Genomic DNA, 23,297 nt, shown 5'->3' on the forward strand with positions numbered 1-23,297 from the left:
GCGACGGGCCGCCCGCAGAGAGTCGAGTGGCCGGCTGACGCCGGCGGTGTCGATTGGCCGGCTGACGCCGGCGGTGTCGAACGCACCCGTACATGGTGCCTGGTCACCGCGCCGGGCGCGGCCCCGGGACCGGGTGCGACCGCGGCCGCCGTATTTGCGCCCACGCTTCACACGCGGCGGCCGGGGCGACGGCTCAGCCGTTGACCGTGAACTCACGGCTTTGGGAGTGAACACAGGGTGGGAATCCCGGCCGGATTCGCGCCCACGCTTCACACTCAACGCCCACGCCTCACACTCAACGCCCAGGCCTCACACTCAACGCCCACGCCTCACACTCAACGCCCAGGCCTCACACTCAACGCCCAGGCCTCACACTCAACGCCCACGCGTCACACTCAACGCCCAGGCCGTCGCGGCCGTGCGGCGACTCAGCCCTTGGGCCGCTTACCCTCGGCCACTTCCTCGGGGTACTCGTCGTAGTACGGCACATAGCCCTCGTCGCGGCCGGCCAGCACATACAGCAGGTCCTCGACGCCGGGGCCGTAGCCCTGGTCGCGCAGTTCCACCTTGCGGCTCTTGAACGTCGACGTGTGCTCTAGCGTCTTGACCACCCGCACGAACAACGGCAGCGCGTACGGCGGCAGCTGGTCATATACGGCCCGGGCCAGGGACTGGCCGTCGAACTCGGCGCCCTCGCGGAGCTGGACCGCGGCCATCCCGGCGCGGCCGCCGGTGCGCGGGATCTCCACGCCGAACACCGTGCATTCCTCGACCGACGCATCCGACGCCAGCGCCGCCTCGACCTGCGTGGTCGCGACGTTCTCACCCTTCCACCGGAAGGTGTCGCCGAGCCGGTCGACGAACGCGGCGTGGCCCATGCCCTGTGGGCTCATCACGTCGCCCGAGTTGAACCACACGTCGCCCTCACGAAAGGCGTTGCGCACCAACTTCTTTTCGCTCGATTCCTTGTCGGTGTAGCCGTCGAACGGCTGCAGCCGGTTCACCGGGCTGAGCAGGAGCCCCGGCTGGCCGGGGGGCACCCGGCGCACCCGGCCGCTGTCGTCGCGCAGCGGCTCGCCGGTGTCGGGGTCGTACTCCACGTAGGCCAGCGGCATGGGGAACACGCCGGTGCTGCGCGGCACGTTGAAGACGTTGATGAACGCGGTGTTGCCCTCGCTCGAGGCGTAGAACTCGCAGACCCGCGCGATGTCGAACCGCTGGGTGAACTCGTCCCAGATCTCCGGGCGCAGCCCGTTGCCGGCGATCACCCGCACCTTGTGCGCGCGGTCGGTCGGCTTGGCCGGCTGGTTGAGCAGGTACCGGCAGATCTCGCCGATGTAGATGAACGCCGTGGCCTCGCTGGCGATCACCTCGTCCCAGAACTTCGACGCCGAGAACGACTTGCCCAGCGCCAGCGTCGCCCCCGAGTTGATCACCGACGACAGCGCGACCGTCAGCGCGTTGTTGTGGTACAGCGGCAGGCAGCTGTACAGCGTGTCGGAGCTCTTCAGCCGCAACCCGATGCCGCCGAACGCGGCCAGCGCCTTGAGCCACCGCAGGTGCGTCATCACGCTGGCCTTGGGGAAGCCCGTGGTGCCCGAGGTGAAGATGTAGAACGCGGTGTCCCGGGCCTGCACGGCCGACGCCGACGCCGGGTTGGTGGCCGGGGCGCTCACCGCGAACCGCTCCAGGTCCTCGACCGTGAGCGTCTCGGTCGCGCCCGCGCCGCCGCACTCGGCCACCGCGCTGACCAGGTCGGTCTCGGCGATCAGCACCTTGGCGTCCAGCAGCCCCAGGCTGTGCGCCAGCACCTCGCCGCGCTGGTGGTAGTTGATCATGCCGGCGACGGCGCCGCACTTGACCGCCGCAAGCATGGCCAGCACGGCCTGGGGCGAGTTGCGCAGCATGATCGCGACGACGTCGCCGCTGCCGACGCCGCGCGCGGCCAGCACCGCGGCGTACCGGTTGGCGGCCGCGTTGGCGTCGCGGTAGGTCAGCTGCTGATCGCCGAACCGCAGGAAGACCCGGTCGCCGTAGCGGGCGGCGCGGTCGGCGAACACCGTGCCGATCGATTTGCGGGAGCCCGGCTGGGCGAGCAGCCCGGTCAGCGCCCCGCGCATGATCACCGGGATGTCGGCCAGCACCCCCGGCACCCGCGATGCGACGTCGGTCAGCCTGACCGCTGTGCGCGCTCCCCCGTCGTGGTCGGACACGTCATCCTCGATTCCCCTGGGCGCCTGTCCGCAAACTCAGGCGGGTGCGCACGCCTCCACTGCGGCACCCACCTTATCGACCAGCACCAACCGGTCCATCGCGGCTTGCGCGATGTAGCCGCTGTCGACCAATCCGCACAGCCACAGCCACAGGCCCTCGTAGTGCCCGAAGGGGTCGAGCAGCACGATGGGCTTGCCGTGCACCCCGAGATAACCCGTGGTCCAGGCGTCGAACAGCTCGTCGAGGGTGCCGACGCCGCCGGGCAGCACGACGAACGCGTCCGCGCGCTGCTCCATGACGTGCTTGCGCTCGTGCATGGTGTCGGTGACGACCAGCTCGTCGGCCCGCGCGTCGGCGACCTCGCGGCGCATCAGGTTCTGCGGGATGACGCCGACGGTCCGCCCGCCCCGGGCCCGCGCCGCGCCGGCCACCGCGCCCATCGCCGAGACCCGGCCGCCGCCCCACACCAGGGTCCAGCCGCGCTCGGCGATCGCCTCGCCGAGTTCCGTAGCGAGCGCAAGCAATTCGGGGTGCTCGGGGCCCGACGCGCAATACACGCACACCGCCCAGGCGGCTGACGGATCGCGTTCGGAGGGCATAGAACGAAAGGTAGACCACACCCGATGCGGCTCGCACACCACGCGCAATAAAATCCGGCGGGTGCCGATTCGATGGAACGTCCCCCAGCATGAGGAGGCGTTGCAGCGGCTGAACGACGCGCTGGCGGCCGGCCGGGGCGCCGTCGTGCTCGGCCCCGACGGGTGCGGCAAATCGACCCTGGCCCGGTTGGCCGCCGAGGCCTACGCGGGCGCCCACCCGGGCACGCTGACCCGCTGGGTCACCGGCACCCCGACCGAGCGGCCCGTCCCCTTCGGGGCGTTCGGCCACCTGGTCGCCATCTCCGAGATCGGCAAGCCCGCGGCGCTGTTGCGCGCGGCGCGGGAATCGCTGGGCGGCTACGGGGAAAGCAAGCTGCTGCTCGTCGTCGACGACGCCCACGAGCTCGACGTCCTGTCGGCCACGCTGGTGTACCAGCTGGCGCTGGCCGGCACGGCCCGGATGATCGTCACCGCCCGCGCCGAGGTGGCGCCCGAGGCCGTCGCGGCGCTGTGGACCGACGGCCTGCTGGACCGGATCGACATCGAGGCACCCGGCGGAGTGACCACCCCCGCCGAGGTCGACGCCTTCCTCGCCGAGTTACCGGCCGCGGCGCGGGTCGTGCTGGACTATCTCGCCATCGAGGAACCGCTGTCGCTCGCCGACCTCACGGCCCTCGCCGGCCCGGGCGCGGCCAGCGAGGCCGTGGACCTCGGCGCGGCGGAGACCCGGGACCGCGGCGGGCGTTCCGACGACCCCGTCGTGTACACGGCGCACCCGCTGTTCGCCGAGCGCGCGCTCGCCGCGCTGGGCGCCGACGACGCACGCCGGCGGCGCACCGAGATCGTCGAGGTGCTGTCGCGGCACCCGTCGGAGCACCTCAGCGACCGGCTGCGATTGGCGAACCTGGCGCTCGACAGCGACACCCCCCAGCGGGCCGCCGACGTCGCCGCCGCCGCGCAGCAGGCGCTGCGGCTGGGCGACCTCGCGCTCGGCGAACGGCTGGCCCGCTCGGCGCTGGAGCGGTCGGGGGGCCTGGCGGCGCGGCTGGCCCTGGCCCACGCGCTGGCCTGGCAGGGCCGCGGCCGCGAGGCGGACGCGGTGCTGGCCGCCGTCGACGCGGGCGCGCTGGCCGAGCCGGCGCTGATGGACTGGGCCCTGCTGCGGGCCGCCAACCAGTTCTGGATGCTCAGCGAACCCGAACGGGCCACCGCGTTCCTGCGGACCATCCGCGGCCGGGTGTCCGACCCGGGCCCGCGGACCACGCTCGACGCGCTGGGCGCCACCTTCGCGATGAACGCGGGCAACGTCGGCTACGCGGTCAAGGTCGCCGGCGAGGTGCTGGGGTCGCCGTCGGCCGACGACCAGGCGGTGGCCTGGGCCGCCAGCGCGTCCGCACTCTGCGCCGCGCGGCAGGGCCGGTTCGGCGACGTCGAACCGCTGGCGCAGCGCGCCCTGGCCGCCGAGCACCCCGGGCTGCTGCGCTTCACGATCGGGCTCGGCCAGACGACCGCGCTGTTGATGGCGGGCGAGCTCGCCCCGGCGCGCGAATTGGCGCAGCAGTTCACCGACTTCGCCGAATTGCAGCAGCCGGGCCGCGCGATCGGCGAGGTGTTGCTGGCGCATGTGCTGATCGCCGACGGCGACTTCGCCCGCGCCGTGGCGCTGCTCGGCCCGGCGGCCGCCATCCTGCAACGCACCGGCTACTCGTGGGGGCCGCTGTCGCTGACGCTGTTGGCCATCGCGCTGGCCCAGCAGGGCGACACCGCCGCGACCGCGAAAGCCTTGAGCCGGGCCGAATCCCGGCACGGCACCAAGTCCGCACTGTTCGCCCCGGAGCTCGGCGTGGCGCGGGCGTGGCGGCTGGTCACCATGCGCGACGCCCGGGGCGCCGTCGCCGCCGCCCGCGAGGCCGCGCGGATGGCCGAACGCGGCGGCCAATCGGCGGTGGCGCTGCGCGCCTGGCACGAGGCCGTCCGCCTCGGGGACACCCGCGCGGGGGATCCGCTCGCCCGGCTGTGCGGCGAGATCGACTGTGCGGCAGGGCGGCTCGCCCTCGCCCACGCGCGTGCCCTGGCGGCCGGCGACGGCGCGGCGCTACGGGCGGTGTCCGACGAGCTGGCGGCGGTCGGGATGCGTGCGGCGGCGGCCGATGCCGCCGCGCAGGCGGGCCGCCTCGGCGCCTAGCACCGCAAACGGGCGCGCCGCATTGTGCGCCAACCGTGACACCGCCGTGTCAACGCGGTGACCATGACGCCTCACTCTTTCCGAAAGTGATTTCGCTCGGCGGTGGGAGGCTGATGCGTATCCGCCCTTCGCGTGCGGCCAGACTGCTCGCGGCCGGTTTGCTGATCGCCGCGCTGACGACTGACGCGGCCTCGGTCGTCGGCCCACCGGCCGCCCGGGCGGCGGCCACCGCGCCGACGCTGCCGCTCGGCCACGCCGGCCGCTGGATGACCGACGCGGACGGGCGCGTCGTCATCCTGCACGGGCTCAACCAGGTGTACAAGGTGCCGCCGTACGAGCCGTCGGCCGACGGGTTCGGCGATGACGACGCGGCCTTCCTGCAGGCCAATGGATTCAACGCGATGCGGCTGGGTGTCATCTGGGCGGCCGTCGAGCCGCAGCCGCTCAGCTACGACGACAACTACCTCGCCTCGATCGCGCAGACCGTGGCGACGCTGGCGTCGCACGGCATCGTCAGCCTGCTCGACTTCCATCAGGATCTGTACAACGAGGCGTTCCAGGGCGAGGGCGCGCCGGGCTGGGCGGTGGCGCAGGCAGGCCTGCCCAACCCGCAGCTCGGCTTCCCCGGCAACTACTTCCTCAACCCCGCCGAGGAGTACGCGTGGAGCGCGTTCTGGCGGAACGCCCCGGCGCCCGACGGGATCGGGCTGCAGGACCACTACGCGCGCGCCTGGGCGCACGTCGCGTCCTTCTTCCGGGGCAACCCCGGCGTGTTCGGCTACGAGGTGCTGAACGAGCCGTGGCCCGGCTTCATCTGGGAGGGCTGCTTCAACTTCGTGCTGGGCTGCCCGGTGCAGGACCACAAGCTGACCGTGTTCTACCGGAAGGTCGTGCCGGTGATCCGCGCGGCCGACCCCACCACGCTGGTGTTCTTCGAGCCGAACACGCTGTCCGACGAGGGCGTCCACACCGACCTCGGCGGGGTGGTCGACCCGAGCACCGGGTTCTCGTTCCACGACTACTGCGCCATCGAGTCGGCGTTGCACAAGAACATCACCTGCCGCTTCCAGGACGGCCTGACGATCACCAACGCCAACCTCTACGCGGACTTCCATCACATCCCGCCGCTGCTGACGGAGTTCGGCGCCACCAACGACCTGAACAACCTCGCCGAGGTGATGCGCCACACCGATCACCAGCGGATGGGCTGGCTGGAGTGGGCCTACACCGGCAACGACAAGACGAGTTCCTCGCCGACCGACCAGGCGCTGGTGTTCAACCCCGCGCTGCCGCCGACCGGCGCCAACGTCAACACCGCGAAGCTCGCCGTGCTCGCCTCCCCCTACCCGCAGGTGGTGGCGGGGACGCCGCGGGAGTGGTCGTTCCGGTCGGGCGTTTTCCGGCTGTGTTACACGACCGAGCGGGCCGACCGCGGGGGCAGTTTCGCGCCCGGCGCCCAGACGTTCATCTCGGTGCCGCCCGTCGAGTATCCGAACGGCTATCAGGTGAATGTCACAGGCGGACAGGTGGTTTCGCCGCCCAACGCCCCCGTGCTGGCCGTCGTGGCCAATCCGGGGGCCGCGGCCGTCGACGTGGTCGTGGCGCCGTCGTGATGCTCAAATGGCGACTACGCGAATAAGGTTTTCCAGTCCCGCGAAGGCATCGCCATTGCGGGTGTAGAGGTCGAGGCGACGCGCGTGTGCGGTGGCCGCGATGAGCAAGTCGGCGAATCGGCTCCGGGGCTTTCGTCCCTCTCGAACCACCGCGGCAACGACGAGCCCGTAGCTGCGCGCGGCGGTCGCGTCGAACGGGATTGGCTCCAGTACGGATTCGACTTCCTGCAACCGCGCCTGACGCTTCGCCGCCTCCACCGCGTTCGCGGCCAGATGCGGACCGGATGCCAATTCGGCTGCGGTGATTGCAGATATCGCGATCTCGTCGGGAAGCGCGGCCACCACGGCCGGGTCATGCCAGTCGATCACCACGGAGGTGTCGACCAGACCCGAGGACACTCAGAGACCCTGGTCGATCAAACGGTCCAGATCGGCGCGAAACCGGCGATGGTCGATCCGCACGGCGGACGCCGCCAGCGCCGCGACTTCGTCGCGCGAGATGAAAGAGCGACGGCCGGCTCTGATGGGACGGAGCTCGGCTACCGGCTCGCCGTTTCGCGTTACGACGAAGGTCTCACCGGCCGTCACCGCTTCGATCACCTTGGCGTTGTCGTTTCGCAGCTCACGCTGGGCGATTGTCCGAACCATCCCCGTTAGTGTAGCGCTTTGTGCTACAGCGCGCTACGCACTGAGATAGCGCCGCAGCATCTCCACCGCGGCGGTGATGTTGGCGACCGGCACCCGCTCGTCGCGCGCGTGCGCCACGTTGGGGTCGCCCGGACCGAAGTTCACCGCCGGGATGCCCCGCGCGGCGAACCGCGCCACGTCGGTCCAGCCGTACTTCGCCCTGACGCGCCCACCGGCGGCCTCGACGAGCGCCTTGGCCGCGGGTTGCGACAGGCCGGGCAGCGCGCCCGCCGCGGCATCGGTCTGCTCGATGCGCACGTCGAGCCCGTCGAACACGTCGCGCACGTGCTGCAGCGCCGCATCCACCGAGCGGTCGGGGGCGAAGCGGAAGTTGACCGTCAGCGAGGCCGCGTCGGGAATCACGTTGCCGGCCACGCCGCCGTCGATGCGCACCGCCGACAGGCCCTCGCGGTACTCGCAGCCGTCGATGTCGACCCGGCGCGGGCTGTACGAGGCGAGCCGGTCCAGCACCGCGCCGAGCTTGTGAATGGCGTTGTCGCCCAACCAGGCTCGCGCCGAATGGGCGCGCGTGCCAGCGGCGCTGATCACCACGCGCAGGGTGCCCTGACAGCCGGCCTCGATGTAGCCGCCGGTGGGCTCGCCCAGGATGGCGACGTCGGCGGCCAGCCAGTCCGGCAGCTCGCGCTCGATGCGGCCCAAACCGTTTGCGGCCGCGTCGATTTCCTCGCAGTCGTAGAAGACCAGCGTCAGGTCGTGCACCGGGTCGGCCACGGTGGCGGCCAGGTGCAGGAAGACCGCGTCACCGGATTTCATGTCGGCGGTGCCGCAGCCGTACAGGTCGGCACCGTCCAAACGGCTGGGCAGGTTGTCGGCCACCGGGACGGTGTCGAGGTGGCCGGCCAGCAGCACCCGCGACGGTCGGCCCCACGAAGTGCGGGCGAGCACGGCGTTGCCGTTGCGGACGATCTCGAAACCCGGCGCCTGGGCGCGCAGCGCGGCCTCCACCTCGTCGGCCAGGCGCGCCTCGTCGCGCGATTCGCTGGGGATGTCGACCAGCGCAGCGGTCAGCTCGATCGGGTCACCGCGCAAGTCCAGCACGCCCCCATTCTGCCCACCAGACGCAAAAGCCCCCTTTTCATCGGCGTGTCGGGGGCTTTTGTGTCTGCTCGCCCCAGGCAAGTAGCGTGTCCGCCGTGACTGGAGCTGCGGGTATCGGGCTGGCGACGCTGGCGTTCGACGGGTCAATTCTGGACACCTGGTTCCCGGCCCCGGAGCTGACGGAATCGGGCATCGGCGGGACGTCGCGGCTGGCGCTGTCCGACATCCCCCCTGAGTTGGCCGCGCTGCTCGGCCGCGACGACGACCGCGGCACCGAGACCGTCGCGGTGCGCACGGTCATCGGCTCGCTCGACGACGTGGCCGCCGACGCCTACGACGCCTACCTGCGGTTGCATCTGTTGTCGCACCGGCTGGTGGCGCCGCACGGGCTGAACGCCGGCGGCCTGTTCGGGGTATTGACCAACGTCGTGTGGACCAATCGCGGGCCCTGCGCGATCGAGGGCTTCGAGGCGGTCCGGGCGCGGCTGCGCCGGCACGGCACGGTGACCGTCAACGGCATCGACAAGTTCCCGCGGATGGTCGACTACGTCCTGCCGACCGGGGTGCGCATCGCCGACGCCGACCGGGTGCGGCTGGGCGCGCACCTGGCGCCGGGCACGACGGTCATGCACGAGGGCTTCGTCAACTACAACGCCGGCACCCTGGGGGCGTCGATGGTCGAGGGACGCATCTCGGCCGGCGTCGTGGTGGGCGACGGGTCGGACATCGGCGGCGGGGCGTCCATCATGGGCACGCTCTCCGGCGGCGGCACCGAAGTCATCTCGATCGGCAAGCGGTGCCTGCTCGGCGCCAACGCGGGCCTGGGCATCTCCCTGGGCGACGACTGCATCGTCGAGGCCGGCCTCTACGTCACCGCGGGCACCAAGGTCACCACGCCCGACGGCGCGGCGGTCAAGGCCCGCGAGCTTTCCGGGGCGAACAACCTGCTGTTCCGGCGCAACTCGGTCACCGGCGCGGTCGAGGTGGTGGCCCGCGACGGTCAGGGCATCGCGCTGAACGAGGACCTGCACGCCAACTGAGTCACCGGTCTTCGCTTCCGGCCCCCATCGTCGTCCCGATGGTTTCCGGCAACAGATACGTGCACAACAGGCCGGCCGCCAGCAGGGCGGCCAGCATCAGGCCGATCGCCCAGCTGCCGTAGGTCGCCAGCAGTGAGCCGGCGAGCAGCGGCGGCAGGGCCCCGCCGATGACGCCGGCGAGGTTGAGGGCCAGCGCCGATCCGCTGTAGCGGTACCGCGTGGCGAACAGCTCCGGAATGAAGGCCGCGGTGGGTCCGGAGCCGATCGCACCACCGACGGCCATGCCGACGACGGCGACCACGTACAGCGCCGGGTTGCGGGTGTCCAGCAACGGCATCACCACGAACGCCCACGGCAAGAGGATCGACCAGCCCAGCAGCATCAGGCGGCGGCGCCCGACCCGGTCGGACAGGGTGGCCGAGGCCGCGACCGTGGCGATGCTGATCAGCCCGGTCAACGCGCCCACCGACCAGATGAAGCCACGCGTATACCCGAGGTGGGAATTGGCGTAGATGAGGAGGTAGGTGTGGCCGAGGTAGCCGAACCCGAATCCGCCCAGCAGGCTGCCGCCGGCCAGCAGGATCTCGCGGCGCTGCACGCGCCACAGCTCCCCGAGCGGCGCCTTGGGGACCAGGTTGCGGGCCTTCTCCTCGGCGAACACCGGGGTTTCGTCGATGTTGAGCCGCACGTAGAGGGCGATGCCGATCAGCGCCGCGCTGAACAGGAACGGCAGCCGCCATCCCCACTGCATGAACGCGGCGCTCTTTTCGCCGATGCTGAAGTTCACGCCCAGAAAGGTCACGCTGGCCAGCACGGACGCGGTGCCGGCGCCGAGCAGGGTGAACATGCCGTAGCGGCCCCGCTTGCCGGGGGGCGCGTACTCGGCGCTCAGCAGCGCCGACCCGGCCCATTCGCCGCCGACGGCGAACCCCTGCATGAGCCGCAGCAGGATCAGGATCACGGGGGCGAAGGCGCCGATGGCGGCCGTGCTGGGCACCAGCCCGACGCTGACGGTCGACACGGCCATGATCAGCAGCGTGGCGATCAGCGTCTTCTTGCGCCCCAGCCGGTCGCCGAAGTACCCGAAGACGGCCGCGCCGAGCGGCCGGGACAGGAACGCCGTCGCGAACGTCGCCATCGCGGCGACGATGCCCAGCGTCGAACCGAGTCGGGGGAAGAACACCGTCGGGAACACCAGCGCCGCCGCCGTGCCGTAGATGAGGAAGTCGTAATACTCGATCGCCGAGCCGACGAGGCAGGCGGCCGCAATCCGCCGCATGGGCGTCGGGGCGGTTCGCGCCGCGACCGTCGGCAGTTCCGTCACGCCTACGACGGTAGGTGAAGGTTCACGGTCGCGCTCGACGGAAAAGCTGGCAAAACGCTGCGTGTCGCCTAAGGGCCATTCACCGCGAGCGTGCGTGTTTGTACATAGACACGCCGTTGAGGCCGTACATCTGCGCACGCTCGCGCCCGGGTTCGGCCCGACTCAGCCCTCGGCGAGCAGCTGCTTCTTGAGCACCTTGCCCATGGCGTTGCGGGGCAGCGCCTCCACCAGGCGCACCTCGCGCGGGCGCTTGTGTATCGAGAGCTCCTGGGCGACGTGGTTGATCAGGTCGTCGGCCCGCAGCTCGGAGGAGCCGACGACGTAGGCGACGATGCGCTGGCCCAGGTCCTCGTCGGGCAGCCCGACGACGGCCGCCTCCTGCACGCCGGGGTGGCCCAGCAGCGAGGTCTCGATCTCTCCCGCGCCGACGCGGTACCCGCCGGACTTGATCAGGTCGACCGATTCACGCCCGACGATGCGGTGCATGCCGCCACCGTCGATCACCGCGACGTCGCCGGTGCGGTAGAAGCCGTCGGGCGTGAACGCCTCCGCGGTGGCCTCGGGCCGGTTCAGGTAGCCGTCGAACATCATCGGGCCCCGAACCTGAAGCCGCCCAACGGTTTCCCCATCCTGCGGCACCGGGGCGTCGTTGTCGTCGAGCAGCCGGGTCTGCACGCCGGCGACGGGCAGGCCCACCCAGCCGGCGCGGCGCTCGCCGTCGGCGCGCGTCGAGATGGTGATCAGCGACTCCGACGCGCCGTACCGTTCGATGGGCTGATGCCCGGTGAGCTCGGCCAGCCGGTCGAACACCGGCACCGGCAGCGGCGCGCTGCCGGACACCAGCAGCCGCGCCGGCCGCAGCGCCTCGGCCGCCGACGGGTCGGCCACCACCCGCGACCACACCGTGGGAACGGCGAAGTACAGGGTTCCGCCCCATTCCGAGCAGGCCTGGGCGTAGCCGGCCGGTGTCGGTCTTCCGGTGTGCACGAAGCGGTTTCCGATCCGCAGCGACCCGAGCAGGCCCAGCACCAAGCCGTGCACGTGGAACAGCGGCAGTCCGTGCACGAGGACGTCGTCGGCCGTCCACTGCCAGGCCTCCGCCAGCGCGTCGAGGTCGGCGGCGATCGCGCGCCGGCTCAGCTGCACCCCCTTGGGCAGGCCGGTGGTGCCCGACGTGTAGATGATCATCGCCGTCGCGTCGGGCGACGGCTCGGGGTAGCGGTGCCAGGAGCGGGCGTGCAACCGAACCGGGATGTGCGGCAACCCGTCGCGATCGTCGGGGTCGGGACCCAGCCACGCCTCCGCCCCGGAGTCGGTGAGCATGTGCCGGCGCTCGGCCACGCCGACGTCGGACGGCACCGGCACGAAGGGCACGCCGGCGATCAGGCAGCCGGTGACCGCGAGGACGGTGGCCGCGGTCGGCGTGGCCAGGATCGCGACCCGGTTCGCACCGGCGACCCGCTCGGCCACCGACGTTGCGGCACCGACCAAGTCGCTGCGGCTGAGCGTGGCGCCGTCGATCCGCACTGCGTCGGCGATGTCGGTGGTGGTAACGGCCGAGGGATTGAGCGACGCGAGTAGCACGTCTGCAGGTTACCCGGCGGCCTCAGGCCTGCTCGTCCCAGATCTTGATCAGGGTGGACAGGATCTCCTCGCCGCGGCCCAGCCCACCGAGATGACTTTCACCCGGCAGCACGATCAGCTCGGCGTCGGGCAGCAGGGACACGACGTGCTCGCCGTGCGCGAAGGGGACGATGTGGTCGCTGTCGCCGTGCCACCAGCGGACCGGGACCTTCACCTCGTCCAGCCGGAAACCCCAGTCCTGGGTGAACAGGATGACGTCGTTGAAGGGGGCCGCCAGTTGCTTGCGGCTGCCGTTGAGCAGGTCGTCGAGGAACATGGCCCCGAACTCGGGCCGGGTGAGCAGCCGCCGGTCGCCTTCGGGCGATATCGCGGCGTACAGATACAGCGCGGGGTTCGCTACGGGACGGATCATCCGGACCACCAGGCTGGCGCCGATACGCAGCGGGTCGCCCCCGAGCCGCAGCAGCGGCGCCACCCGCTTGCCAAGGTTCATCAGGCCGCTGGTGATGCCCTCGTCACCGAGGAAGGGCGCGACGCCGCCCAGCACGCCGGCCGCCACCACGCGATCGGACAGCACCGCGGCCGCCGCCAGCGCGTACGGGCCGCCGCCGGACAGGCCGATGACGGCCATCTTGTCGATGCCCAGCGTGTCGGCGATCGTCCGCAGGTCGTCGCCGAAGGCCCGGATGTTCTCGTACCGGTGGGGCGTCGACGACCCGATGCCGGGCCGGTCCAGGCCGATCAGCCGGATGTTGTGCTGTTCGGCGTAGACGCGGGCCTCGACCGGGATCTGCCGGCGGGCGCCGGGGGTGCCGTGCAGCCAGAACATCGCGCGCCCCTGGGGGTTACCGAACTCGGCGAAGCCGATCTGGCGATCCTCGCCGACGGCGATGTTGCCTTCGAGCTTGGGGCGGGCGATCTCGATGACCATGCCCAGAAGCTTTGCATGTGACGAGCCGATTACCAAAGGCTCACGAGCGCCACCGAGTCCGGACCGATGACCGTTCACCGAAACCGCTATCGCGGGCGCTACCACTTCGTGAATGGGGTGCGACCACGCTACGACCCGAGCGGCCGCTCCCCGATGACCCTGTCGGCCCGCAGGGCGGCCAGCTCGTCGTCGGAAAGGCCGAGCCCGCAAAGGATCTCGTCGTTGTGCTGACCCAGCGTCGGCGGGGCGCTGCGGTGGTGACGCGCCGGCCCGGGGGCGATCCGAAACGGCCAGCCGGGATACCGGTGTGATCCGGTGACGGGATGCACGAGCTCCTGGTAGAACCCGCGAGCGTCGAGCTGGGCGATCTCGTACATCCGCTCTCCGGTGATCACGCGCTCGGCCGGGATGCCCTGCGCCGCAAGGGCTTCGACGATCGCTTCCGGAGCCTGGGTGCGGGTCCACGCGGCGACCAGTGCGTCGAACGCGTCGTGGTCGACTCCCGGCTCTTCGGGTAACGACAGGGCCACCCACGCGCCGTCCTCGTTCGTCGGGTACACCCCCTGCAGGTAGCCGCGCCGGCGGTTGCCTTCCCGCGCTGACACGACGCCGTTCATCGAGTACTCGATCACCGGTTCGGCGGCCACGGCGGCGGCGACCTCGATCTGGGCGACCTCGATCAGTTGCCCCTCCCCGGTGCGGCGCCGGTGCTCGAGCGCGGCCAGCAGCGCGACCCCGGCGTGCACGCCGACGATCGGGTCGGCCGGCCCCTGCGGGTTGCACGGCGGCCCGTCCGCGTATCCGGTGACGGCCGACATCCCCGCGGTCTGCTCGAAGTTGAGCGCCCAGCCGACGTAATCGCGCCAGGGGCCCTGAAGGCCGAAACCCGGCATCCGGACCATGATCACGTCGGGCTTCAGCGCCACCAGCGAGTCATAGTCCAGACCGAACTGCTCGACCACGCGCGGCGAGAAGTTCTCCACGACAACGTCGGCCTGTGCGGCCAGCCGCCGGACGATGTCCCGGCCGCGCCGCGAGGTCAGGTCCAGCGTGAGGTCCTTCTTGTTGAGGTTGGTGGCCTGCCATAGGCCGCTGCGCTCGTACCAGTCGTCGCCCTCGAAGGGAAACGCGCCGGAGTAGCGGAAACCGTCGGGCCGCTGGATCGACTCGACCTTGACGATGTCGGCGCCGAACGCGCCCAGGTAGCAGGTCAGATATGCCCCCGCCCAGAAGGTGCTGAGGTCGAGCACCTTCACCCCCGCAAAGGGAAGGGCCCCCGACGGCCGAGTAGATGCCGGATGATGCTGCACCACAGGGCCTTTGGTCAGGCGGAAGGGCGCACCGGGGCGTTGGAACGCCCCGCCGTCGAGGAAGAACTCGCGCTTGGCGTATTGCGGACATTCCAGCACGGTGGCGCCGTCGTTGACCGGGGTGGCCGGGATCCGCAACGCCTGGCTCAGGTCGACGATCTCGGCGATGGTCTGCTCGGCGAGCAACGGCTCTGCGCGAGCATAGAATTCGCTGCGTTCGGGCCCGCCCAACATGATCGGGATCTGCTGCTCGCCGAACTCGGGCAGTCCCAGCATCGCGCACACGTCCAGCCAGTGCTGGCCCGTCAGGCAGTTGATCCCCACCCAGCCGTCGGCGGCGCGGACCACGCCCAGCATCGGAGCCCCCCGGGCATTGGCGGGCAGACCCAGGCCGAGCATCTTCTGCGCCATCAGCATGGGATACGGCAGCGTCGACAGCAACGACTCGAATTCCGAAACATCCACCTGCACAACCTCATCGGATGCGCAACGCAGTGCGGTGAGCGCGCCCAGCGCGCCGTAGGCGCCCGCGACGTACTCGGCGATCCGCGCGCCGACCTGCACCGGCGGGCGGTCGGGATCGCGGGCGCTGACCCAGCCCGACGCCGCCTGCAATGTCAGCGACGTGGCCGGCCGGTCCCGCCACGGCCCGGACTGCCCGAAGGCAGAGATGCGGAGCAGCACCAGGTTCGGGTTGAGCCCGCTCAGGGCGTCGCGGTCGAATCCCCAGTCTTCCAGCGTTCCGGGCGGGAAGTTCTCGATGACCAGGTGCGCACCCGCGATCAGCTCGCGGGCATCCTCGAGCGCCGCAATTCGCTTGCCGGCGTTCAGATATTGAAACAATCCGCTGCGTTCGGGATCCGGAACGCCGCGGGGAAACGGGCCCCAGTGGCGCAGCGGATCTCCGCCCGGCGGCTCGATCTTGGTGACCTCGGCGCCGAGGTCGACGAAAAGCTTTGCCGCATAAGGGCCGGAGATTTCCCTGGTGATTTCGACGACGGACAGCCCCGCGAGGGGTCCGCTCACCCGGGTACCCCGATTGCCATTGGTTCCATGTACTGGTGCAGGCCGGCGATGCCGCCGCCCTCGCGCCCCAACCCGCTCAGCTTGAACCCGCCGAACGGCGCGCCACCGGGACCGCACCCGTTGACCGCGACCTGCCCGGTGCGGATGCGTCGCGCGACGCCGACGGCACGGTCCACATCCCCGCCCCACACCGCTCCGGAAAGCCCGTACCGGGAGTTGTTCGCGATGGCGACCGCGTCGTCGTCGTCACGGTAGCGCAGCACCGTCAACACCGGCCCGAACACCTCCTCCTGGGCGATGGTCGAATCCGGGTCGACGCCGGTGAGAATCGTTGGCTCGAAATAGAATCCGACGTCCAGGCCGGCCGGGCGGCCACCGCCCGTTGCCAGCCGGGCTCCGTCGTTGACCGCGCCGTCGACGTGCGCCTGGACCCGGTCCCGCTGCGCCGCGCTGATCAGCGGCCCCATCTGCACGTCGGGGTCGGCGGGATCGCCGACCTTGACGTCGCGGGCCAGCGCCACAAGCCGGTCGACCACGTCGTCGTGCAGCGAATCGGGCAGCAGCATCCGGCTGTGCAGGATGCAGGCCTGCCCGGCGTGCAGCGAGCACGAGTCGAACAGCATCTGCTGCAACATCTCGTCGGTGACCTCGGTGTCGTCCAGGACGATGCTGGCCGACTTGCCGCCCAGCTCCAGCAGGATCCGCTTCATGGTGTCGCCCGCGGCGGACATGACCTGGCGCCCGACGACCGAACTGCCCGTGAAGCTCACCATGTCGATGCGCGGGTCGGCGGTGAGCAGCTTGGCCGCCTCGATGCCCGACGGCGTGACGACGTTGACCACCCCGGGCGGGATGTCGGTCTCCTCGTCGATGATCCGCGCGAGTGCGAGCCCCGCGAGCGGGGTCAGCGGCGAGGGCTTGAGCACGACGGTGTTGCCGGCGGCCAGAGCGTGGTTGAGCTTCATGACGTTGAGGCAGTGCGGGAAGTTCCACGGCGTCAGGACCGATACGACGCCCAGCGGCTGGTGACGGAGCAACGTGGTGCCCGCGCTCATCCCGGTCACCGCTTCCTCGCCCAGCTGTTCGGCGAGCTGGGCCGCGACCATCGACATGTATCCGGCCCCGTCGATCTGCATCATCCGCTCGTTCGAAACGCAGCCCCACTCCGCCTGCGACAGCGCGAAGAACTCGTCGGCGTGTTTCAGCAGCGCCGTGCCGAGCTGGTTGAGGCAGCCGGCCCGCTCCTGCGGGCCCATGCGGCCCCACGGCCCGCTGTCGAAGGCCCGGCGCGCGGCGTCGATCGCCGCGCCGACCTGGGCGATGCTGGCGTCGGGCGCGGTGCCGATCGATTGTTCGGTGGCCGGATTGATGTCGTCGTAGCGACCGTCCTCCGCGTCGACCCAGCTGCCGTCGATGTAGAGCTGGTAGGTGTCGACAAGACTTCCCGCGGTTTGCAGCTCGGTCATGCGCGCTTCCTCACCCGAACGTCGGTCATCTAGACAGCCAGTGTTCACCCATGGCTCCCCGGCGTCAATCATCAAATCGGCGAATTCCGTCCTATTTCATTGCGTTGGCGGTGCATTGACAGACCTGGCCGGACCGAGTAGACACAACGTCGCAAGACACATTGGTGTGATGTGTCGGATCGCCTGTCGAGGGAGGCCCGCCGTGCGGACCACGTTTCCCGCTTCTCTGTTGCACTCCCCCGACTTCTACGCGGGCGACCCGTACCCGGCGTACCGGGAGCTGCGCGCGTCGTCGCCGGTGTGCTGGAACGATGTGACGAACTTCTGGGCGCTGCTGAAGTACGAGGACGTCCGCTTCGTGTCGAGCAACCCGGCGCTGTTCTCGTCGGCGGGGGGCATCACCATCCCCGATCCGGCACAGCCGAGCCCGGTCCAGCCGGGCAGCCTGATCTTCACCGACCCGCCGCGGCACCGGCAGATGCGCAAGCTGATCAACTCCGGGTTCACCCGGCGCCGGGTGGCCGTCCTCGAGCCGAAGATCCGCGAGATCGTGCGCGGCATTCTCGATGGCGTACAACCCGATTCGGTCCACGAGTTCGCCGAGGAGATCGCCGCCCCGCTGCCCACCCGGATGATCGCCGAGCTGATCGGCGCCCCTCCCGACGACTGGGAGCAGTTCCGGGCGTGGTCGGACGCCGCCACCGGAAGCGCCGACCCGGAGATCGAACTCGATCCCCTGGTGGCCATGGGGCAGCTCTTCGAGTACTTCCAGAAGCTGATCGCCCAGCGGCGAGTCGAGGCGCACGACGACCTGCTGTCGGTGCTGGCCGGCGCGGAGATCGACGGGGTCCGGCTCACCGACGAGGACCTGCTCAACTTCGCGTTCCTGTTGCTGGTGGCCGGCAACGAAACCACCCGCAATCTCATCGCCTTGGGCACGCTGGCGTTGATCGCCCACCCCGACCAGTGTCGCCTGGTGGTCGAGGACCGGTCGCTGATCCCGGGCGCCGTCGAGGAGATGCTGCGCTGGAACAGCCCGGTGGTGCACATGGCCCGCACCGCGACGGCCGACGTCGAGATCCGCGGGCAGCGCATCGCCGAGGGTGACACGGTGGTGATGCTGTACGGGTCGGCCAACCGCGACGAGGACATCTTCGGACCTGATTCCGAGGAGTTCAGGGTGACCCGGCACCCGAACCCGCACATCGCGTTCGGTTGCGGCGAACACTCTTGTGTCGGTGCGCAGTTGGCGCGTTTGGAGGCGTCGGTCATGTTCGACGAGCTGCTGCGGCGGTTTCCCCGGCTGGAGCTGGTCGGCGAGGTGGACCGGATGCGGGCCACGATGGTGCCCGGCGTGAAGCGGATGCCGGTGCGGCTCGGGGCGGCCGGTTGATGGAGCTCGACTACACGCCCGAGCAACAGCGGCTGCGCGCCGAGATCCGCGCCGCGCTGGAAAAGGTGATGACGCCCGAACGAACCATGGCGCTCAGCGAGCGCATGGAGGGCGGTCCCGAGGTGCGGGAATGCGTACGGGCCCTGGCCGCGGCCAACCTGCTGGGCGTCGGCTGGCCCAAAGAATATGGCGGACGGGGTTTCTCGGCGATCGAACAGTTCATCTTCGCCCAAGAAGCGCAGCGAGTCAACGCGCCCATCCCGCTGGTGACGCTCAACACGGTCGGCCCCACTTTGATGCAATGCGGCACCGAGGAGCAAAAGCAGAAATTCCTGCCGGCCATCCTCGACGGCAGCGTGGAATTCGCGATCGGATACTCCGAGCCGGGCGCGGGCAGCGACCTGGCGTCGCTGCGCACCACGGCGGTGCGCGACGGCGCGGACTGGGTGATCAACGGCCAGAAGATGTTCACCAGCGGCGCCGCGTATGCCGATTACATCTGGCTGGCGGCGCGAACCGACCCGAACGCCAAGAAGCACAAGGGCATTTCCATCTTCATCGTGCCCACCTCGTCGCCCGGGTTCTCCTGGCAGCCGCTGCACACCATGCCGGGCATCTCGACCTTCTACACGTTCTACGACGACGTCCGGGTCCCGGACAGCGCCATCGTGGCCGGCGAAAACCAGGGCTGGCAGCTGATCACCACCCAGTTGAACTTCGAACGCGCCGCCCTGGGCAACCTCGGGGCGCTCGAGCCCCTGTTCGAGAAGACCCTGGAGTGGGCCACCGTCACCGATCTCGACGGTGGCCGCGTCATCGACCAGCCCTGGGTGCGGCTCGCTCTGGCTCGGGTCGAGGCGCAGGTCGCCGCCTACAAGCTCGTCAACATGCGGGTCAACGCGGCGATGACGAAAGGCGTGCTCGGCATGGGAGAGGCTTCCGCCGCCAAGGTCTTCGGCACCGAGCTCACGCAACAGGTCGCCCGCCAGCTGCTGGAGGTGCTCGACGGCAACGGGGTGCGCCGCGGCGAGGACGCGCCGCTGCGCGGCGCCCTGGAAACCGCATATCGCTGGGCGGTCATCAATACGTTCGGCGGTGGCGCCAACGAGATTCAGCGTGACATCATCGCCATGGCCGGGTTGGGGATGCCGAGGGCGCCCCGCGACCTTCGCGCCCAGCAGACAACAGGAGGACCATGACCGAGCAAGAATCCGAGGTGCGCGCCAAACTGCGGGCGCTCGTCGGCCAGCCCACCGGCGGCACCGGACTGCCCTCGGTGGCACCGGATCCGGTCAACCAGCCGATGATTCGGCACTGGGCCCATGCGCTCGACGACATGAACCCCGTCTACCTCGATCCGGAGTTCGCGGCGTCGTCGCGGTTCGGCGGCATCGTGTCGCCGCCGGTCATGCTGCAAACCTGGACGATGCCGTCTCCGAAGCTGGAGGGGATCGGCGACCGGGGCGGCGCCCCCGTCGAGATCCTCAGCAACCCAACGGCGTTCCTGGACGAGGCCGGATACACCAGCACCGTGGCCACCAACTCGGAATTCGAGATCGAACGCTATCCCCGGCTGGGCGATGTCATCAGCTCGACGTCGGTGTTCGAGGAGGTCTCCGACGAAAAGACGACCGCGCTCGGCACCGGGTTCTTCCTGACCTGGCTGATCACCTACACCGACCAGAACGGTGAGGTGCTGGGGCGTCAGCGATTCCGCGTGTTGCGATTCAGGCCGGCGCGCTGATGGCCCCCCGCCTGGCGCCGGCCATCAGCCCGGACACCGAGTTCTTCTGGAACGGGCTGCGCGAGCACAAGCTGCTGATCCAGCGCTGCTCCGGGTGCGGCGCGCTGCGCCACCCGCCCCGCCCGATGTGTCCGCACTGCCGGTCCCTGGACTGGGAGGCGATCGAGTCGTCGGGCCGCGGCACCGTCTACAGCTACGTGATGCCGCACGAACCACGGTTCCCGTTCTTCGACTATCCCTACATCGTGGCGCTGGTACAGCTCGACGAGGGGGTGCGGCTGGTGTCGAACCTGTGTGGCATCGACCCCGCCGACGTCACGGTCGGGATGCCGGTCGAAATCTATTACCAGACCTTCGACAACGACCTGGTGCTGCACCAGTTCCGGCCCGCCCGGTAGGTGGCGCAATGGATTTCACGTTCACCGAAGAGCAGGAGACCATCGCCAAGCTCGCCCGCGACATCTTCGAGCGCCGGGCCACCCCCGACCGGCTGACCGAGCTGGAGGCCGGCGAAACCCGTTACGACCCGGCGCTGTGGAGTGAGCTCGCCGCCGCCGACCTGCTGGGTGCGGCGCTGCCGGAGGCGGACGGCGGGAACGGCGGCGGCTTCCTGGAGCTCGGCGTGCTGCTGGCCGAGGTCGGCTGGAGCGTCGCACCGGTGCCCGCCTACGCGACGCTGGTGCTCGGCGCCGACCCGATCGCCCGGCACGGAAACCCGGAGCAACGGCGACGGTTCCTGCCCGGCGTCGCCGCCGGGACCCGCATCCTGACCGCGGGCCTGCAGGGCCCCGCCGCCACGGCGCGCCGCGACGGCCCCCGTTGGCGCCTCGACGGGGTCAAGGAGCTGGTGCCGGCCGCCCAAATCGCCGACACCATCGTGGTTCCGGCCGACATCGACGAGGGCGACGCCGGCCTCTTCCTGCTGCCCGCCGACGCCGGCGGCGTCGAGGTCCGGCCGGTCGCGACCACCAACCGCGAACCGCACGCCGACGTATTCCTCGATGGCGCAACCGTTTCCGCCGACGACCGGCTCGACGGCCCGGTCGGATCGCTGCACACCCGCGCCCTGGTCGGGCTGTGCGCGATCCAGCTCGGCGTCTGCGAACGCGCCCTGCGCATCGCGGCCGAGTACACCAGCGGCCGTGAGCAATTCGGGCGGCCCATCGGCAGCTTCCAGGCCGTGCAGCAGCGGCTGGCCGACGCCTTCATCGACGTCGAGGCGATCCGCTGGACCACCTGGCACGCGGCCTGGCTGATCGCGCGGGGACGCCCCCCGGGAGAGGCCGAGCGGGCGGCCCGCATCGCGAAGTTCTGGGCGGCCGAGGCCGGCTCGCGGGTCGCCGCCAGCGCCCAGCAGGTCCACGGCGGCATCGGCATCGACGTGACCTACCCGCTGCACCGCTATTTCCTGTGGGCCAAGCACAACGAGCTCACCCTCGGTCCCGCGCCCGCCCAGCTGGCCAGTATCGGCAGTACCTATCCGGAAGGAATCCGATGACGACCGCTGACAGCCGCACCACGCTCAAGTGGGCCGACATCAACGTCGGCGACGAGGTGACCCCGCTCGAAATCCCGATCACCACAACGATGATCGTCGCCGGCGCGATCGCCTCACGGGATTTCATGCCGGTGCACCACGACCGCGACTTCGCCAAGAAGCAGGGCTCGCCGAACCTGTTCATGAACATCCTGACCACCAACGGGTACTGCGTGCGCTTCCTCACCGACTGGGCCGGCCCCGAGGCGATGGTGAAGAACCTGTCGATCCGCCTCGGTGTGCCGTGCTTCCCCGACGACCCGCTGCGCTTCACCGGCACCGTGACGTCCAAGACCGAGGGCTCCGGCGGGGAGAACTTCGTCGAAGTGACGTTCAAGGGCTCCAACAGCCTCGGCGATCACGTCTCCGGGACCGCGGTGCTCAGCCTGCTGGACGGGGCGGGCGCGTGACCTCCTCGCTTCCCGGCAGCTGCGCCATCGTCGGCATCGGCCAGACCGAGTTCTCCAAGGAGTCCGGGCGCAGCGAGCTCCAATTGGCCTGCGAGGCGGTCAGCGCCGCGCTCGACGACGCCGGCCTGACGCCCGCCGACGTCGACGGCATGGTGACCTTCACCATGGACTCCAGCGACGAGATCGACATCGCCCGCAACGTGGGCATCGGCGACCTGAGTTTCTTCTCCCGCGTCCATCACGGCGGCGGCGCGGCGGCCGGCACCGTCGTGCACGCGGCGATGGCCGTCGCGACCGGCGTCGCCGACGTCGTGGTGTGCTGGCGCGCGTTCAACGAACGGTCCGGCTTCCGCTTCGGCGGCAGCGGGCGCGACATGACCGCGACCCCGCTGTTCATGGCGCACTATGCGCCGTTCGGACTGCTCACCCCCGCGGCCTGGGTCGCCATGCACGCCCAGCGCTACATGTCGACGTACGGGGTGACCAACGAGGACTTCGGCCGCATCGCCGTCGTCGACCGGGCGCACGCGGCGAACAACCCCGACGCCTGGTTCTACCAACGCCCGATCACGCTGGAGGATCACCAGAACTCGCGCTGGATCGTCGAACCCGTGCTGAGACTGCTGGATTGCTGCCAGGAGAGCGACGGCGGCGTCGCCCTGGTGGTGACCAGCGCCGAACGCGCCCGGGATCTTCGCCAGCCGCCGGCGGTCATCACCGCGGCCGCCCAGGGCGCGGCCGCCAACGGCGAGATGATGACGAGTTACTACCGCGAGGACATCACGGGGCTCCCGGAGATGGGGGTGGTCGCCAACCGGCTCTGGCGCGATTCGGGCCTCAAGCCCCAAGACATCCAAACCGCCTTCATCTACGATCATTTCACGCCGTTCGTGTTCACGCAGCTCGAGGAGCTCGGCTTCTGCGGGCGCGGCGAGGCCAAGGACTTCGCCACCGTGGAGCGGCTGTCGCTCGGCGGGGAATTCCCGATCAACACCAACGGCGGGCTGCTCGGCGAGGCGTACATCCACGGCATGAACGGCATCACCGAGGGCGTGCGGCAGATCCGCGGCACCTCGCACAACCAGGTCGAGGGCGTCGAGCACGTGCTCGTCACGTCGGGAACCGGCGTGCCCACCAGCGGACTGATCCTCGCGCCTGCCGACTAAGGGGGAAGC

General features: G+C 70.4%; 20 protein-coding genes. 10 read left to right on the top strand and 10 right to left on the bottom strand.

Annotated features, from left to right (window positions below):
* Nucleotides 1–428: 428 nt before the first annotated feature.
* The gene (gene fadD6, locus A5705_RS22275; RefSeq protein WP_067881133.1) at nucleotides 429–2,213 is read right to left on the bottom strand and encodes a long-chain-acyl-CoA synthetase FadD6; all 1,785 of its coding nucleotides are present in this window, start codon (nucleotides 2,211–2,213) and stop codon (nucleotides 429–431) included.
* Between the two features lie 36 nt (nucleotides 2,214–2,249).
* Nucleotides 2,250–2,813 carry a TIGR00730 family Rossman fold protein gene (locus tag A5705_RS22280; protein WP_067881136.1) on the bottom strand — a complete coding sequence of 188 codons (564 nt, stop codon included), beginning with the start codon at nucleotides 2,811–2,813 and terminating at the stop codon, nucleotides 2,250–2,252.
* A 61-nt stretch (nucleotides 2,814–2,874) separates the two neighbouring features.
* Here A5705_RS22280 and A5705_RS22285 point away from each other — a divergent pair, with 61 nt between their 5' ends.
* On the top strand, nucleotides 2,875–4,998 hold the full coding sequence (locus A5705_RS22285) for an AAA family ATPase (RefSeq protein WP_068280091.1): 2,124 nt from the start codon (nucleotides 2,875–2,877) through the stop codon (nucleotides 4,996–4,998).
* Nucleotides 4,999–5,111: 113 nt separating this feature from the next.
* Nucleotides 5,112–6,611 (top strand): cellulase family glycosylhydrolase, encoded by a 1,500-nt coding sequence (locus A5705_RS22290; protein WP_067881142.1) that lies wholly within the window; start codon nucleotides 5,112–5,114, stop codon nucleotides 6,609–6,611.
* Between the two features lie 3 nt (nucleotides 6,612–6,614).
* Here A5705_RS22290 and A5705_RS22295 read toward each other — a convergent pair whose 3' ends face one another.
* The 3 genes from A5705_RS22295 to dapE are packed head-to-tail and all read right to left on the bottom strand — an operon-like array spanning nucleotide 6,615 to nucleotide 8,357.
* Nucleotides 6,615–7,010, bottom strand: a complete 396-nt coding sequence (locus A5705_RS22295; protein ID WP_068280094.1) for a type II toxin-antitoxin system VapC family toxin — start codon at nucleotides 7,008–7,010, stop codon at nucleotides 6,615–6,617.
* Nucleotides 7,011–7,259 carry a type II toxin-antitoxin system Phd/YefM family antitoxin gene (locus A5705_RS22300; RefSeq protein ID WP_067881149.1) on the bottom strand — a complete coding sequence of 83 codons (249 nt, stop codon included), beginning with the start codon at nucleotides 7,257–7,259 and terminating at the stop codon, nucleotides 7,011–7,013.
* Nucleotides 7,260–7,292: 33 nt separating this feature from the next.
* Nucleotides 7,293–8,357 (bottom strand): succinyl-diaminopimelate desuccinylase, encoded by a 1,065-nt coding sequence (gene dapE / locus A5705_RS22305; protein WP_067881152.1) that lies wholly within the window; start codon nucleotides 8,355–8,357, stop codon nucleotides 7,293–7,295.
* An 86-nt stretch (nucleotides 8,358–8,443) separates the two neighbouring features.
* On the opposite strand from dapE, the gene dapD reads away from it, so the two are divergent.
* Nucleotides 8,444–9,397 carry a 2,3,4,5-tetrahydropyridine-2,6-dicarboxylate N-succinyltransferase gene (gene dapD, locus A5705_RS22310; RefSeq protein WP_156763202.1) on the top strand — a complete coding sequence of 318 codons (954 nt, stop codon included), beginning with the start codon at nucleotides 8,444–8,446 and terminating at the stop codon, nucleotides 9,395–9,397.
* 1 nt (nucleotide 9,398) lies between these two features.
* On the opposite strand, the gene A5705_RS22315 is transcribed toward dapD, so the two are convergent.
* The 5 genes from A5705_RS22315 to A5705_RS22335 all read right to left on the bottom strand — a co-directional run bounded on the left by A5705_RS22315 (nucleotide 9,399) and on the right by A5705_RS22335 (nucleotide 17,038).
* Nucleotides 9,399–10,676: an MFS transporter gene (locus A5705_RS22315; protein WP_067881320.1), complete on the bottom strand. Its 1,278-nt coding sequence runs from the start codon at nucleotides 10,674–10,676 to the stop codon at nucleotides 9,399–9,401.
* A gap of 207 nt (nucleotides 10,677–10,883) precedes the next feature.
* The gene (locus A5705_RS22320; protein ID WP_068280096.1) at nucleotides 10,884–12,305 is read right to left on the bottom strand and encodes an acyl-CoA synthetase; all 1,422 of its coding nucleotides are present in this window, start codon (nucleotides 12,303–12,305) and stop codon (nucleotides 10,884–10,886) included.
* Between the two features lie 22 nt (nucleotides 12,306–12,327).
* Nucleotides 12,328–13,236: an alpha/beta fold hydrolase gene (locus A5705_RS22325; RefSeq protein ID WP_067881158.1), complete on the bottom strand. Its 909-nt coding sequence runs from the start codon at nucleotides 13,234–13,236 to the stop codon at nucleotides 12,328–12,330.
* 128 nt (nucleotides 13,237–13,364) lie between these two features.
* A complete protein-coding gene (locus tag A5705_RS22330; RefSeq protein ID WP_068280098.1) occupies nucleotides 13,365–15,572 on the bottom strand; it encodes a CaiB/BaiF CoA-transferase family protein in 2,208 nt (735 codons plus the stop codon).
* On the bottom strand, nucleotides 15,569–17,038 hold the full coding sequence (locus A5705_RS22335) for an aldehyde dehydrogenase family protein (protein WP_068280101.1): 1,470 nt from the start codon (nucleotides 17,036–17,038) through the stop codon (nucleotides 15,569–15,571). Before A5705_RS22335 ends, A5705_RS22330 begins: the two co-directional genes overlap by 4 nt.
* Before the next feature lie 169 nt (nucleotides 17,039–17,207).
* Here A5705_RS22335 and A5705_RS22340 point away from each other — a divergent pair, with 169 nt between their 5' ends.
* From A5705_RS22340 to A5705_RS22370, 7 genes are read left to right on the top strand one after another with little or no spacing between them, the layout of a single operon-like run.
* Complete coding sequence (locus tag A5705_RS22340; RefSeq protein WP_068280107.1) at nucleotides 17,208–18,431, top strand: cytochrome P450; 1,224 nt, start codon at nucleotides 17,208–17,210, stop codon at nucleotides 18,429–18,431.
* Complete coding sequence (locus tag A5705_RS22345) at nucleotides 18,431–19,630, top strand: acyl-CoA dehydrogenase family protein (RefSeq protein WP_067881169.1); 1,200 nt, start codon at nucleotides 18,431–18,433, stop codon at nucleotides 19,628–19,630. The genes A5705_RS22340 and A5705_RS22345 overlap by 1 nt, the downstream gene beginning before the upstream one ends.
* Entirely contained in the window at nucleotides 19,627–20,175 is a 549-nt protein-coding gene (locus tag A5705_RS22350) for a MaoC family dehydratase N-terminal domain-containing protein (RefSeq protein WP_067881172.1), read from the top strand. Before A5705_RS22345 ends, A5705_RS22350 begins: the two co-directional genes overlap by 4 nt.
* Nucleotides 20,175–20,573: a Zn-ribbon domain-containing OB-fold protein gene (locus A5705_RS22355; protein WP_068280110.1), complete on the top strand. Its 399-nt coding sequence runs from the start codon at nucleotides 20,175–20,177 to the stop codon at nucleotides 20,571–20,573. Before A5705_RS22350 ends, A5705_RS22355 begins: the two co-directional genes overlap by 1 nt.
* 8 nt (nucleotides 20,574–20,581) lie before the next feature.
* Nucleotides 20,582–21,673, top strand: coding sequence for an acyl-CoA dehydrogenase family protein (locus A5705_RS22360; RefSeq protein WP_068280113.1), 1,092 nt, complete (start codon nucleotides 20,582–20,584; stop codon nucleotides 21,671–21,673).
* Complete coding sequence (locus A5705_RS22365) at nucleotides 21,670–22,122, top strand: MaoC family dehydratase (RefSeq protein ID WP_068280117.1); 453 nt, start codon at nucleotides 21,670–21,672, stop codon at nucleotides 22,120–22,122. Before A5705_RS22360 ends, A5705_RS22365 begins: the two co-directional genes overlap by 4 nt.
* Nucleotides 22,119–23,288, top strand: a complete 1,170-nt coding sequence (locus tag A5705_RS22370; protein WP_068280120.1) for a lipid-transfer protein — start codon at nucleotides 22,119–22,121, stop codon at nucleotides 23,286–23,288. Before A5705_RS22365 ends, A5705_RS22370 begins: the two co-directional genes overlap by 4 nt.
* Nucleotides 23,289–23,297 lie beyond the last annotated feature (9 nt).

Source organism: Mycobacterium sp. E787 (assembly GCF_001668725.1).
Lineage (GTDB): Bacteria > Actinomycetota > Actinomycetes > Mycobacteriales > Mycobacteriaceae > Mycobacterium.

Coding starts and splice junctions, on each gene's coding strand:
- A5705_RS22325 (WP_067881158.1), bottom strand. CDS start 13,236: ATGGTCATCGAGATCGCCCGCCCCAAGCTCGAAGGCAACATCGCCGTC.
- A5705_RS22350 (WP_067881172.1), top strand. CDS start 19,627: ATGACCGAGCAAGAATCCGAGGTGCGCGCCAAACTGCGGGCGCTCGTC.
- A5705_RS22335 (WP_068280101.1), bottom strand. CDS start 17,038: ATGACCGAGCTGCAAACCGCGGGAAGTCTTGTCGACACCTACCAGCTC.
- A5705_RS22290 (WP_067881142.1), top strand. CDS start 5,112: ATGCGTATCCGCCCTTCGCGTGCGGCCAGACTGCTCGCGGCCGGTTTG.
- A5705_RS22345 (WP_067881169.1), top strand. CDS start 18,431: ATGGAGCTCGACTACACGCCCGAGCAACAGCGGCTGCGCGCCGAGATC.
- A5705_RS22315 (WP_067881320.1), bottom strand. CDS start 10,676: ATGCGGCGGATTGCGGCCGCCTGCCTCGTCGGCTCGGCGATCGAGTAT.
- A5705_RS22280 (WP_067881136.1), bottom strand. CDS start 2,813: ATGCCCTCCGAACGCGATCCGTCAGCCGCCTGGGCGGTGTGCGTGTAT.
- A5705_RS22355 (WP_068280110.1), top strand. CDS start 20,175: ATGGCCCCCCGCCTGGCGCCGGCCATCAGCCCGGACACCGAGTTCTTC.
- A5705_RS22365 (WP_068280117.1), top strand. CDS start 21,670: ATGACGACCGCTGACAGCCGCACCACGCTCAAGTGGGCCGACATCAAC.
- A5705_RS22360 (WP_068280113.1), top strand. CDS start 20,582: ATGGATTTCACGTTCACCGAAGAGCAGGAGACCATCGCCAAGCTCGCC.
- A5705_RS22340 (WP_068280107.1), top strand. CDS start 17,208: ATGTGTCGGATCGCCTGTCGAGGGAGGCCCGCCGTGCGGACCACGTTT.
- A5705_RS22300 (WP_067881149.1), bottom strand. CDS start 7,259: ATGGTTCGGACAATCGCCCAGCGTGAGCTGCGAAACGACAACGCCAAG.